The sequence below is a fragment of the Terriglobus roseus DSM 18391 genome, from assembly GCF_000265425.1.
Classification (GTDB): Bacteria; Acidobacteriota; Terriglobia; order Terriglobales; family Acidobacteriaceae; genus Terriglobus; species Terriglobus roseus.
The window spans coordinates 3,789,399-3,801,866 of sequence record NC_018014.1 but is presented as its reverse complement, the minus strand read 5'-3'; the positions used below and the strand labels follow the sequence as shown (position 1 = coordinate 3,801,866).

Sequence of the window (12,468 nt, the reverse complement as noted above, 5' to 3'; positions counted from 1 at the left end):
AGGTTGATTGGACGTGTTGACCCTTCGCTGCAGTCTGATCCTCGGTGCTTTGAGCAATGCATCGCTCCTGGTTCCCGCAGGCCAAGACTCTAAGTTCCTATCAACGCGGTCCGTGCGCCAGCGCTCTCCCTGACATGAATACTCCTCAGAGTGCTGTCAGCGGTAATGCTAGCAGCATGAGCAGTTTGGCTCTGTCTTTAGTGTTCCGTCGTGGTTGTACGATAATTCATCGGTAGACTGGTCCTCTTTGTCGGCTTGACGCCTTACCTCTTCAGCCCTTTCGAAGCCAGCGGTCTTCTGTGCGCACTCGATCACGTCTTGATGTTTGACGATGGCAACACTCCCATCGTCTACAGTGAGCAAGAGCTCTTCGGAAAGTACGTCCGCGTGTTTGATCTCGTTTGCCATGTCCCTACCTTCTCTGAGATCTTCGGCGACGGTAGTTCCCGAGTCTTCCGTCTGCCCGACATGACTAAGCGATGAGTGAACCACCAATCACGCCAAAAGTAGCGATGGAAATCGATGGTCTTGGCGCGGTGACAGGCAAGAGCAACGCTCTTTACACCAACTTCAGCAGATGACTCCTTTTCGCACCGCGTAGAGGATTAGTTCCGGGACACTGTGGAGATTCAGCTTTTGCAATAAGTTTCCGCGGTGCGTCTCGATCGTATAGACGCTCAGACCGAGTTGCTGCGCGATGTCTTTGTTGCTTTGTCCTTCGGCGACCAGCTGCAAGACCTCCCGCTCTCTCGATGAGAGCAGCTCATAGCTGTCTTCCACCCCACGGTCGCGCATTTGCCGTACGTAATCTTCGACCAGCAGCGCGCTCACGGATGGACTGAAGAACGCCTTTCCAGCATGTACCGTCCGGATCGCCATCATCAAATCGGCCTCAGCCGATTCTTTTACTAAGTACCCTCGAGCGCCGGCCTTCAGGGCTCGGAGTACGTAAGCTTCGTCGGTATGCATACTGAGCACGATGACGTGTGTCTTCGGATGCTTTGCCACGATCTGCGAAGTCCCTTCTACCCCGTTCAGCTTCGGCATACTGATGTCGGAGATCACCACATCGGGGCGTTGCTCATCGACTACGCGGAGCAACTCACGACCGTCGCCGGCTTCGCCGACCACCTCAAAGTCACGCTGACGCTCCAGCAGGGATTTCAAACCTGCGCGCAGAACGGTGTGATCATCTGCAAGAACTATCCGAACCATCAAGCTATCTCGTCTTCTAAGGTTGCGGGTTGTGGGAGCGTGACAAAAACTGACGTTCCATTATTCACGGTAGATGTCACGTGCACCTGCCCGGAGAGTCTACTGACTCGCTCTTCAATACCGAGCAGACCCAATCCTTTTTCCAAATCGGGGCGAAACCCTTTGCCATCATCTTCAATCTTTAGTGTCATCGCATCATCTGTCCTTTGGAAAACAACACGAGCGGACTTGGCCGACGCGTGCTTTACGGTGTTGTGAAGAGCCTCCTGAACAACACGGAAGATGCAGGTTCGATACGCGTCAGGAAGAAAGCCCGCATTGTCATCAGCATCCACGCTCACAGCCAGCCCATGTCGACGTGCTACCTCCCGTCCTTGCCAGCGAAGAGCAGGAACCAGTCCCAGGTCATCGAGCATGGAGGGACGTAGGGCCAGAGCTATATCGCGAATGGAACGCATACTCTGTTCGAGTGCTAATTTGACTCTCGCGAGCTGGGCTCTTGTTCCGCCATCATGAATCATTTCATCCTCTATGCGACTAAGTTCGACAAGGGCTGCCGCCATGGTCTGGCCAAATTCGTCATGGAGCTCGCGTGACAACGTGCGTCTCTCTTCTTCCTGCGCTTGCTCAAGGCGCGCGGTAAGATTTCGCAGCTCGTTACGCGCCTGCACTACAGCCTGATATTGGGATTCGGCTTGACCTTCAGACGCTCTGAGTCGGTATGACATCCCGGTCACCAATGCAATGACCGCAGCCAAAGAAAGCAAAGAGGCGAGGAGAAGCTCGCCCTGTAAACGTTGATGCTCTTCATGGAGCTTTGCTTCCGTACGGTCCTGCTGTTCTCTGTTTAGTGCATTGATTTGTCGTGTAATGCGTCTGATCTGTCTTCGTTCGGGCGATCCGGCTCGTGGCTGTATCGAATCTCTCAGCTTGCCATTCTGCTGCCGAATGTCAGGAAGAGATTCCCAGTAGCGATCGATAGAAGTCTTGAGGTCGGCCAACCTCTGCTGTGTGGCATCATCGCCGCTTGCCTCTAGTGACCTCCCGAAGTCTTCAAGCGCCTTGCTTGCCTGCAGATGTGTAGTGGGCAATTGACTCTCGTCCATCGCACGCTCACCGGCATTGTTCGGTGACAGGGCCGACCGAAGCATTAGCGCTCGAAGTGTATCCAGCAAATGCGTTCTTTCTCGGAAAGCTGATATCACGGCATCGCTTCTGATTGAAGTCTTGCGGAGGGAGTAGATGATATCCGCCGTGCTGACACACATCACTGCCAGGATGAAGGCGCAGCCAACCCACAGGACCTTCATTCCCGAAAGGTGCTGTTTCGCAATATTGGGTTTTCCTGTGCTCACCAAAGCCACTGCTTCGCCTCCTGAACAGAGGATATCCCCGCCTTTCCTCTCTTTGTCCGACATCCCGGTACGACGTCTTCGATACAGGCCCAGATGGGAGAAAGCATGAGGAAGGATACGCACGAAACCTAAGCAGAACGGAGAATCCCAGATTCCCTGCCGGTCCTGCCTCCCGTCCAGAGGTCAAGAAGAATACCCTCCCGACGGGAGGGGGACGCTGCCCCGATATGCGTTCCTACATACAGATCGCGAGACGACTCATGTCGCGCCCCGGGCAGCAAGATTGGATCGGCACACCCGGCATTCGAACTCACTGAATGCCTCAACCCAGTTCTCTTTAGAAGGAGCATCACAATGTATCTGAAATCCTTAGTCGTCGCAGCATCGCTCCTGATCATTCCTGCTTCGAGCGCTTTCGCGCAACGTACGACCTATCACCAGCGCCACTCGATCAATGCACGTCAGGATCGTCAACAGGCCCGCATCGCGCGTGGCGTTCAGGATGGGCAGATCACCCCAGGCGGCGCGGCCCACGCAGAAGCGAATCAGGCGAAGTTGGCTTCACGTGAGAACAGTATGCGTGCGGCCGATGGAGGCCGTCTCACTGCCAGCGATCGTCACAAGCTCGCTCGCGAGCAGGACCGCACCTCTCGAGGGATCTACAACCGCAACCACAATGCCGCAACCGATCCCGGTGTATTGCCAAGATAATCCGCCTCAAACGATCGGAGAGTGCTTCCCAACTCTCCATCTGCACTCGCAACTTCACATCAACCGTCGTCGTTCGTTCAAACGGCGCGGGCCTGGCGGACAGCCGCTTTGGAGAATATCGTTATGCTGAAGAAGACAGTCCCACTCGCACTTCTGTTATTGATCGGTTCGGCCGCCGCTGAGGCTCAGGTTGCGATACGCATCGGGCCGCCGGCACCCATCGTGGAGCGTTACGGTCCTCCTCCCCGTCCCGGCTACGTCTGGCAAAGCGGCTACCATCGCTGGAATGGGCGTCGTTATGTGTGGGCTGCAGGGCATTGGGGGCGTCCACCACGGCCGGGGGCAACTTGGGTTCCGGGTGACTACGATCACCGAGGTGATGGCTACTACTTACATCGCGGGTACTGGCGCTAGCAAGAGCGCGAGCATACTGAGGAGGGCCGCCTGGTGGACTGGCGGCCATCTTCAATCGGGTCTATCAATAAGATCTTCGAAACCTTCTAGCCAAAATGGACCCGCCAAGAAAGCAACTCTCTTGCGAGCGATACCTGCCCCTCAACTTCTGCTCATCATAGATCGTCGGAAGGGCCCTCTCTCTTGCAGCCGACCAATGCTTCAGTTGTAGGCGTCGGCCAAGGGCAACACGCCTTTCCTTGGAAGGATCCCCTTGGTAGACGAGGGCCGTCCTTAGGCTTGTCTTCGCGTTTAGGAGAGCTTGAGACGCCACAGTCTCTTTGCGGGCATGGCCTCTTATCTGCCTCGCTGTCACCCCGCCGGAGATAGCTCCATGCAATGATCTTGCCGACATGGCGTCGGACTCCTCATAGAAGAGTCGCGAAGGTGACGCTGATTGTTTCCCTGACGACTCATCTGAGAACAAGCAGATAAATACTCATACCCAACCCGACCAGGGCTAGCAGCAAAGCCAGGATTACCGCGTTCCTGGACACACGGCCGGGCACCCATGATCCGGTGCTAAGCTCTCGGATCAGGGCCAAGTGCTGTGTGACAGACGAGATGAGAACGACAACACCAAGGAAGACGATCGCGACTCCCGACCAGAGGGAAAGACCAGAGCTACGCACTACGGAGTGAGTCTCGCTCGCTCGCATTTGCCTCAGGAATAACCCAAATCGAGCCACCGCAAAGCCGACGCCCATCAGGCCCAGACCGGTTCTGATCCAGGCTAGGAAGGTGCGTTCCGCAGCGAAGTAGACGCGAGGATCTTTTTCGGGAGTAGGAGTCACGTCGCCTTTGCCTCAGTGCCTTCGTAATGAAGGTGCTTTCTGTTTTTGATGAAGAGCCCTACAGTCTTCCAGACTTGCCTCAGGGGTGCAAGCCTCTTCCCGCAAGAGCCCTTTAATTCGCCAGTTGCATCTGGTGCATTTTGTAGTCAGTTTCAACGCTGATCCGTCGAATGACGGTCAATCCATCAGTCCCGAGCAGGAAGGTCGTTCCTGTATCTTCGTTCACCACACGATGCTTCACCTCTTTGATCGTAGTGAGCAGAACAGGCTTCTCAGGTGTTGAGATGTCGACTACCTGATAGTCGCGAGGCAAAGCGAACACATAGTAGTAAGGCTTGTTGACTCCGAGAAAACCTGTCTTTCCGAGCGGTTCTGTCGGTCCTGGATCCAGAAGTCCAGAGACGACGTGGAGTCTCGGATTCTTTGCGTTGCGCAGATCAAGGAGCGCAACGGTTTTGCCGTCGCGGAAACGGACGAGCTCTGCGTTCCCGTCGAGGGCGCGAACGAAGTCGAAAGGACCGTCCACGGTCAAGGGCGTCGTTGAGACCATTTTGATGCGGCTCGGGTCAGTGACTTCGAAGACAGTAAGCCGTGCACCTTCCTGCTGTTCCACATAGAGATAGGTGCTGCCAGCATCATCGCTGTGCAGGAAGAAGGAGTTGCCGCCCAGTTGAGCCTGCTCCGGGAGGCTGCGCGGTTCGATCACAACCAGTTCGCCCGACTTCGACCGGATCTGTGCCTGGCAAACCAGGGGCGCAATCGCTGCGGAGACTACGGCGAGGCCGGCGATCAGGGTACGGGCGAAGATCTTGTTCATGGTGTTTCTCCTTGTCGAAATCCAGTGTCGAGCTGGGGAGGTTCACCCGTCCAAGCAGTAATCGTTATGGGGTATAAGCGCCGGGACAAGGGCACCCCTTATACCCCATAAGCATTTGCGAATTCCTTTCCACGTCTCTATCTCCTAACGTTAGCGATAGAGGAAATCAGGATGACGACAGGACAGAACACGAACGGCACGGCCAGCACAATCGATAGCGTCGGTGGAGGCGTCAGTGGCGCTCTCACCGCCTATCACCTCCGCCGACAGAATGTTCGCTGCACGTGTCGTTATCCTTGAGCCCCGCAAGCGGTAGCTTTTGCGAAACTCTTGTCAGAATCCATCTTTAGCAGAGCGATGCATCACGACTCTACAATCACGTCACTTTACCTGACGATGACGGATGCGAACGCTAGCGTATTGGCTTGGTGACTGCAGACCTGGTTTGTTTCACGCATCTCAACTGAAGTTCCGTCGTCGTGACCGGTACGAGGAGAATCCATGAGCACAGCATCAGTTGCCGCCGAGCCAAACATCGGTCTTATCATTCGCGAACGCGATCCCCTGAACCTTGAGTATCCCTTCGATGAGCTCGACGAATTTCTCACGCCGAACGATCTCTTCTATATCCGCAGTCACTTTAAAGCTCCAGTTCTGGATCGCGATTCTTACGAACTAGCGGTTTATGGCGCGGTCGCGAAACCGTTCAAGATCCCCTACGAGGAGTTGCTCGCTCTGCCGAGCGTTACGCGCCCCGCGACCCTGGAATGCGCGGGGAATGGCCGCATCTTCCTCGTTCCCCAGGTGAAGGGTGCGCAGTGGCAGCTTGGCGCCGTTAGCACGGCCAACTGGACCGGAGTGCCCCTGTCTGCGCTGCTGGAGCGCGCCGGAGTGAGCCCTGAAGCCTGCGAAATCCTGTTTGAGGCTTGCGATAAAGGAACCCCACGGGAAGAGCCGGTACCCCCGGGCGAGACACAGTACGCTCGCAGCCTTGCGATGGCGAAGGCCGAGGACGTGATCATCGCGTACCAGATGAACGGCGAAGAGATCCCGATCGACCATGGCTTTCCGCTGCGGGCCATCGTGCCGGGCCACTACGGTATGGCTTCCGTTAAATGGCTCACCGGCATCCGCATCCTGACGGAGCCCTTCAAAGGCTACTGGCAGACCTCTGACTACGGCTACTGGGATTACGACGAAAACAACAATCCGATGCGGCGAGCGCTGGGGCAGATGGCGTTGAAATCGGCGATTGCCCGGCCACGTACTCGCGAATTCATCCCGGCAGGAGAGAGCTACCGTGTCTTCGGCGCTGCCTGGGGAAGCGACACAGTCGTTGAGCAGGTGGAACTCTCAACGGATGACGGAGAGACATGGGAACCCGTGACATTCCTCGATGAAGCAGTCCCGTTCGTCTGGCGTCGCTGGGAGTTCGATTGGAAAGTTCCAGTAGAGAAGGGAACTTACATCCTGAAGTCGAGAGCGACGGATAGCCAGGGTAACGTTCAGCCTGACCACCACGATAAGAAGTTCGGCACCTATGTGATTCACCATACGTTTGGGATCGAAGTGGTCGTTCGCTGATGATCGAGAACTTTCGAATCCGGGTTTTCCGAACGGTAGCGCACCACCTCAACTTCAGCAGGGCTGCGGAAGAGCTTCTCCTCACGCAGCCTGCAGTCACCCAGCAGATCAAGGCGCTCGAAGACCAGATCGGCGTCTCGCTCTTCGATCGCGGAGGCGGGAGGATCGTTCTGACCCCAGGAGGTACGGCATTACTGCCATTTGCAGAGCAGATGAAAAATCTCGAAAGTGAGGCTCTCGTGGCTGTTGCAGGTGCATACGGAGGACATGCGGGAGAGTTGTCGATTGGAGCCTCGCAGACCATTGGGCAATATCTGCTGCCTAGATTCGTGGCCGCATTTGTGAAGACCCATCCGAAGATCCATGTCACAGCTCGGAGCGGCAACACAGATCAGATGCTGGAGGCTCTGGTCGCTGGTGACATCCAAATTGCGTTGATCGAAGGTCCGGAGCAGCGCAGAGACGTGCACATCGAAGCGTTCATGGAAGACCAACTGGTATTGGTTGTTCCGGCAAATCACGGATGGGCAGAGCAGGAGATAACGCTTGAAGATCTCCGGACGGAGCCCTTGCTGATGCGCGAGTTCGGCTCTGGCACGCGTCGAATCATAGAAAGCTGCCTGGCGAAGGCGGGCCTGAAGATGAAGGAACTGACGCCGGGCATGGAGCTTGATTCCAATGAAGGCCTGCTCAATGCCGTCGAAGCCGGGCTGGGCTATACCTTCGTTTCTCGATGGGCCGTACGCAATCAGCTTGCTCTGGGAACGCTCAAGCTCTCCAGGGTCAAAGGGCTGAAGTTTTCACGGAGCTTTTCCATGGCTTACCCCGCTGGCCCAGAACCTGTCGGGAACGTGGGTGCCTTCCGCGGCTTCCTGCTTGCTCAATCGCTGAAGCCCATCAAGCGCACGAGTAAGCCGAGCGGTCGCTAGCCTCTGCTGGAGATGCCAACTTAGACAAGGTTTCAAGCCCAAGGATGCATCGATCAATTGTCTGAGCCCGAGTCTCGAGCATCGCGATCGAAGTTGCAAGGCGGCTCTGGTCGGAGGACTCCAATCGACGTGCCTCAGCCTTGAAACCGTCGCTCTCAGTTGTCCATATCGAGATCAAATTGTGGAGTTGCTCTTCGCTCATCACGCTGAATTGTAGCGACTATACAGAATGATGGTTATCGAAGGTAAGTTATTGGACCTCAAGGACTTATTCAGTATAGCGGCAAGAGCGCAATACTCTCGGACCACCTTCTCGGCCTATTAGATGACAGCTGATTCGGCTCAAGCTGAAGCTCAATGATGAGTCGGCCTGTTCTCGTCAATTGACGTTCGGCCTTGATAAACACAAGCCGACTATCAGGCGAAACTCTTAGGGTGGGCAAGCCCAGCGTTCGTGAGCTTTTCCCAGTTGCCATGTGCAAACGCTTCCTTAGCTTCCTGCGATAGCTCGGCGCTGAGCAGGAATGAACGCCCCGGCTGCCCGGGCCGGTACTGGTAGGGATAGTCGCTGGAAAACAGAATCCGTCCCTGCCCCACAACATCTACGGCTCGTTTCAGGTACTCCTGACTCCACATCCCGCTGGGGGTAACGTACAGGTTCTGCCGGAAGTAGTCCTCAATGGGGCGCCCGAGCTTTGCCACTCGCGCAAGCGACTTGAGCCGCTCAAGGTAGAAGAGCACGACCTCGCCCCAATGACCGAGAATGATCTGAAGATCAGGAAAACGGTCGAACACGCCCGCCAGAATCAGCCGTACAAACTGGATACCGGCCTCATAGTGCCAGCCCAGGCCAAACGTCGCGAAGGCTAGATCAACCGTCTCGCCGAATCCTGAATAGAGGTCTGCTCGAACAGAAGCTTGCGGGACTTGAGGATGGATGAACAGCGGTACACGCCGCTCTGCCGCTGTGCGCAGCAATGGAATGAAGTCAGGGTGATCCAGGTTCTTATCGCGTACACGACCACATACCATCGCACCGCGAAACCCGAGGTCCTCCACGGTACGCTGCAGTTCCAAGGCTGCTTCCGGCGGCGCAGCCATGGGAAGGACCGCGAACCCCTGAAACCTGGTTGGGTACTTTGCAATGGTCGCGGCGATCAAATCATTGGTATCTTTCGCGAGATTAATGCTCTCTATTGGTTCCAGGTTATGAAGTGCGGGGGTCGTGACGGAGAGAACCTGAACGTCAATTCCACTCTCATCCATAAGTGCCAAACGGCCATCACCCAAGTCTTCAAGCATTCGACCCATCTCGCCTTGGTCTAAATGGTCCGTACCTTCCGCACCAATCGGTGACGCGTTCCACGCGGCGTGGATTCGCTGAGGAAGTATATGTTCTTCAATGCTGATGATCTTCATTGATTCCCTTCTCGGGTGCTGCTATCACGGCGTATTTAGTATTACGAGAACGCCACATGCAGCCAATGGCTGAAAGGGCATACCCCATATGCAGCAAATGAATGCTTCCTTCGATAACCTCGACCTTCGCTCACTGCGCATGTTGAAACAACTCCTCGATTTGAAAAGCGTCACTAAGGCCGGCGAAGCTTTAGAACTCAGCCAGCCCGCTGCAAGTCGGGTGCTATCGCGATTGCGCCTTACGCTCGGTGATCCACTTCTGGTTCGGGGTCGTCAGGGCAACACGTTGACGCCAAGGGGTGAGGAACTTCGACCGGCGGTAGCGGAAGCGCTGAGGTCTATATCAGTTCTTTTCGAACGAGAGGTCTTTGCGCCGTCCACAGCAAAACTGATCGTGCGGATCGCGACGACGGACCACGGTGCGACCGTAGTTCTGTCACCGTTAATTGAAATGCTCGGCACATTCGCGCCAGGCATCACGTTGGAGGTCACCCCATGGAGTGCACAGACCCTCCACGAACTGGAGACAGGCTGGCTTGACCTTGCCCTAGACTCCGAAAGCCGCCTACCCGAGAACTTTCATGCTCGTACCCTCTATCGAGAGAGATCCGTCTGTCTTGTTCGGCAGGGGCATCCGCTGCTTGACGGGCGAAGGAAAGATGGAAGCCTCGACCCCGCATTGGCATCCGCTTATCCGCAGATCGTACTCCTGTATCCCGTTGGCGACCGGTTGGAGGGAGACGATCCACTTGCTCGCTTCGGTCATCCGTCACCAAGGATTGCGTTGCGAACGCCCTATTTCGCTTCCGCTCCAATGATGCTCACGCATACGGATCACTTCATCATCCTCCCCTCACGCCTGGGACGCGTGCTGGCTGACTCGGCACCGCTTTCGCAGATTCCCCTGCGCGGCGAAACACCATTTGCTTACCGCCTAATCTGGCACGAGCGAACGCAAAAGGACGAAGGCTTGGGATGGTTGAGAGCCCAGATGTACCGGCTTCTCAAATAACAGAGACGGGCTCCTCCTTACTATGCTTGCCCAGCAAAGCATTCAACTATTGCCAAATCGCCTGTAGTTTAATAAGCCGTTCAGCCCAAATACGGTGAAGATGATCCCCAGCAGATAACGAGCGACAATCTCTACGATCTCACTGCACTCCTCCTGCCGAAGCCTTCGCTAAGGCTTGTGTGTCGATGTACTCCCGGATTTTTGTCAGTTTGCCATTTCGAACGGTGATGTCGAAGACCCAATGATCCTTGAACGTCTTATTGGTGGCCTTGATCTTCCCAATAGCGACTCCAACAACCAAAACCCGGCCTCCCTGCGCCACGAATTCCGGAGGCTTCGGGTATGTCGTCTCTATCTCTTCAGCCGCCTTGCGCAGCACAGCCGCCACACCCGCGTGCCCACGATGCGTGCCAGCCAACGGCCAATCCTCGCCTGGGATGTTCCACTCCATGCCTTCGTCAATCAGCGCCAGCAGTGCTTGCTCGTCGCCGCTTCCTATCGCTGCAAAGAAATTCTTCACAACCTGCACGTTCTCTTCTTCGTTGCTCATCGATTCTCTCCTCTCCTTCGTCAAGTGCGTCCGTATGAACGGAACCGTTCACAAATAATCCCACTCGCCCGCAATCGCAAACCGATTACTGCTGCTTCTTGAACACATCCTGAAAGATCAGGTGCCCCCAAGTTGCGCCGCGTGCGTGCACAAGCCATCCGCCCTCGTTCAGCTTGCCCAGTTTCACGGGTGCGAACCCTAGTTCTTTAGCGACCTCCTCCACGGTAGCGACAGCATCGTCATCGTCGCTCGACAAAAACACCACCCGGTATCCTCCATCGACCTGCGGATCGGTCGCCAGCCTGGCCGCACCCAGGTGATTGAAGCCCTTCACGAATTTGGCGCCGGCGAACGACTTCGCTGCGAACGCTGACGACGGGAGACCGTCGAGTTCCTCAGGGGGGAGGGGAAATGAATTCATCGCGTCGATGATCGTCTTGCCGTCCCAACTCGGCAGCGCCTTCGCAACCTCTCGATGTTCCCCAAACGGAACGGCCAGGAAGATCGTGTCCGCCTTGAGCGCTTCCTCCAGCGACTTGGTAACAACCTTCGGCCCAATTGCACGAGCCTGTGGTTCCAGCTCTGCAGGCGGGCGGCGGCTCGCGACGATCACATCAATGTCCTTACGCGCAAACGCTTGGGCCAGCGCCTGGCCGATCTTGCCGAATCCAACAATTGCGTAGCTCATGCTGTTTCTCCGATCTGGTGTGAGAACGAAAGTTTGAAAGTGTCGTCCCGCGACTTGCCGTGCTGGAAAGCCCGCCGCAGGACGCGCGATTAGACCTGCGCCATGCCGCCAGCGACGGCGAGCTCGACGCCGGTAATGTAAGAACTCTCATCAGAGGCAAAGAATGCAACTGCTGCCGCGATTTCTTCTGGCTTGCCTCTGCGGCCGAGCGGGACTTGTGAAGCGAATCCTGCTATCGCTTGTTCGAGCATTTCAGGGGGGATGCCCGCTTTCTCAAGTGCCTGGGTTTCGATAGGTCCCGGGCTTACCGCATTCACGCGGATTTTGCGGTCTTTCAGTTCCAAGGTCCAGGCACGCAAGAAACTGCGCACAGCCGCCTTAGCCGCGGCATACACAGCAAAGGTCGGCAATCCCATTACGTTTGCGACCGAAGTGTTCAGGATGATCGAGCCTCCATCGTTGAAGAGCGGAACGGCCTTCTGCACGGTAAAGAATGTGCCCTTCGCATTCAAATCGAAGGTCGTGTCGAAGTGAGCTTCACTAACGGCTTCCAGCGGTGCGACTTCACCCCAGCCGGCATTTGCGAAGAGTGCGTCGATGTGCCCGTGTTTCTCTTTCACGACGGCATAGAGCCGGTCCAAATCCTCTAGGCGCGTAATGTCGCCCGTGATCGTCGTGACGTTTCTCCCGATAAAGGCTGCAGCCTCTTTCAGCTCTTTCTCGCGTCGACCGGTGATTACAACGTGCGCGCCTTCTTCAACGAAGCGCTTAGCTGTGGCTAACCCAATCCCGCTGTTTCCGCCTGTGATAACTGCAACTTTTCCTTCAAGCTTTCCCATACTTGCTCCTTTTCGTAATCGCATAACATCCGATACATGGGAGTAGATTCCTCATGAGACGGACGGGAACTGCCCAGGAGTCCAGACATTTTGTCTATTCGT

At 56.0% G+C, this 12,468-nt stretch carries 14 protein-coding genes; 5 read left to right on the top strand and 9 right to left on the bottom strand.

Annotation, left to right across the window (positions count from 1 at the left end; all coding sequences use genetic code 11):
• Positions 1-168 precede the first annotated feature (168 nt).
• The 3 genes from TERRO_RS15455 to TERRO_RS15445 all read right to left on the bottom strand — a co-directional run bounded on the left by TERRO_RS15455 (position 169) and on the right by TERRO_RS15445 (position 2,633).
• Positions 169-408 (bottom strand): hypothetical protein, encoded by a 240-nt coding sequence (locus tag TERRO_RS15455; RefSeq protein WP_041592640.1) that lies wholly within the window; start codon positions 406-408, stop codon positions 169-171.
• 162 nt (positions 409-570) lie between these two features.
• A complete protein-coding gene (locus tag TERRO_RS15450) occupies positions 571-1,215 on the bottom strand; it encodes a response regulator (RefSeq protein WP_014786635.1) in 645 nt (214 codons plus the stop codon).
• Positions 1,215-2,633, bottom strand: coding sequence for a sensor histidine kinase (locus TERRO_RS15445; protein WP_157178394.1), 1,419 nt, complete (start codon positions 2,631-2,633; stop codon positions 1,215-1,217). The genes TERRO_RS15450 and TERRO_RS15445 overlap by 1 nt, the downstream gene beginning before the upstream one ends.
• 291 nt (positions 2,634-2,924) lie before the next feature.
• Between TERRO_RS15445 and TERRO_RS15440 the strand changes: the two genes are divergently transcribed.
• Both TERRO_RS15440 and TERRO_RS22795 read left to right on the top strand, forming a co-directional pair.
• Complete coding sequence (locus tag TERRO_RS15440) at positions 2,925-3,281, top strand: hypothetical protein (protein WP_014786557.1); 357 nt, start codon at positions 2,925-2,927, stop codon at positions 3,279-3,281.
• Positions 3,282-3,404: 123 nt separating this feature from the next.
• The gene (locus tag TERRO_RS22795) at positions 3,405-3,695 is read left to right on the top strand and encodes a YXWGXW repeat-containing protein (protein WP_014786633.1); all 291 of its coding nucleotides are present in this window, start codon (positions 3,405-3,407) and stop codon (positions 3,693-3,695) included.
• Between the two features lie 452 nt (positions 3,696-4,147).
• Here the strand turns inward: TERRO_RS22795 and TERRO_RS15435 are convergent, their stop codons facing one another.
• Entirely contained in the window at positions 4,148-4,528 is a 381-nt protein-coding gene (locus TERRO_RS15435) for a YidH family protein (protein WP_014786632.1), read from the bottom strand.
• A gap of 112 nt (positions 4,529-4,640) precedes the next feature.
• Complete coding sequence (locus TERRO_RS15430) at positions 4,641-5,345, bottom strand: LVIVD repeat-containing protein (RefSeq protein ID WP_014786631.1); 705 nt, start codon at positions 5,343-5,345, stop codon at positions 4,641-4,643.
• A 501-nt stretch (positions 5,346-5,846) separates the two neighbouring features.
• Between TERRO_RS15430 and TERRO_RS15425 the strand changes: the two genes are divergently transcribed.
• Positions 5,847-6,929, top strand: a complete 1,083-nt coding sequence (locus tag TERRO_RS15425; protein WP_014786629.1) for a sulfite oxidase — start codon at positions 5,847-5,849, stop codon at positions 6,927-6,929.
• Positions 6,929-7,858 (top strand): LysR family transcriptional regulator, encoded by a 930-nt coding sequence (locus TERRO_RS15420; RefSeq protein ID WP_014786628.1) that lies wholly within the window; start codon positions 6,929-6,931, stop codon positions 7,856-7,858. The genes TERRO_RS15425 and TERRO_RS15420 overlap by 1 nt, the downstream gene beginning before the upstream one ends.
• A 417-nt stretch (positions 7,859-8,275) precedes the next feature.
• On the opposite strand, the gene TERRO_RS15415 is transcribed toward TERRO_RS15420, so the two are convergent.
• Positions 8,276-9,277, bottom strand: coding sequence for an amidohydrolase family protein (locus TERRO_RS15415; RefSeq protein WP_014786627.1), 1,002 nt, complete (start codon positions 9,275-9,277; stop codon positions 8,276-8,278).
• Positions 9,278-9,374: 97 nt separating this feature from the next.
• Here TERRO_RS15415 and TERRO_RS22215 point away from each other — a divergent pair, with 97 nt between their 5' ends.
• Positions 9,375-10,289, top strand: a complete 915-nt coding sequence (locus TERRO_RS22215) for a LysR family transcriptional regulator (protein WP_217164370.1) — start codon at positions 9,375-9,377, stop codon at positions 10,287-10,289.
• Positions 10,290-10,428: 139 nt separating this feature from the next.
• Here the strand turns inward: TERRO_RS22215 and TERRO_RS15405 are convergent, their stop codons facing one another.
• The 3 genes from TERRO_RS15405 to TERRO_RS15395 all read right to left on the bottom strand — a co-directional run bounded on the left by TERRO_RS15405 (position 10,429) and on the right by TERRO_RS15395 (position 12,366).
• Complete coding sequence (locus TERRO_RS15405) at positions 10,429-10,839, bottom strand: nuclear transport factor 2 family protein (RefSeq protein WP_014786625.1); 411 nt, start codon at positions 10,837-10,839, stop codon at positions 10,429-10,431.
• A gap of 85 nt (positions 10,840-10,924) precedes the next feature.
• Positions 10,925-11,617, bottom strand: a complete 693-nt coding sequence (locus TERRO_RS15400) for an NADPH-dependent F420 reductase (protein WP_281047903.1) — start codon at positions 11,615-11,617, stop codon at positions 10,925-10,927.
• A complete protein-coding gene (locus TERRO_RS15395) occupies positions 11,617-12,366 on the bottom strand; it encodes a glucose 1-dehydrogenase (RefSeq protein ID WP_014786623.1) in 750 nt (249 codons plus the stop codon). The genes TERRO_RS15400 and TERRO_RS15395 overlap by 1 nt, the downstream gene beginning before the upstream one ends.
• Between the last annotated feature and the right edge of the window lie 102 nt (positions 12,367-12,468).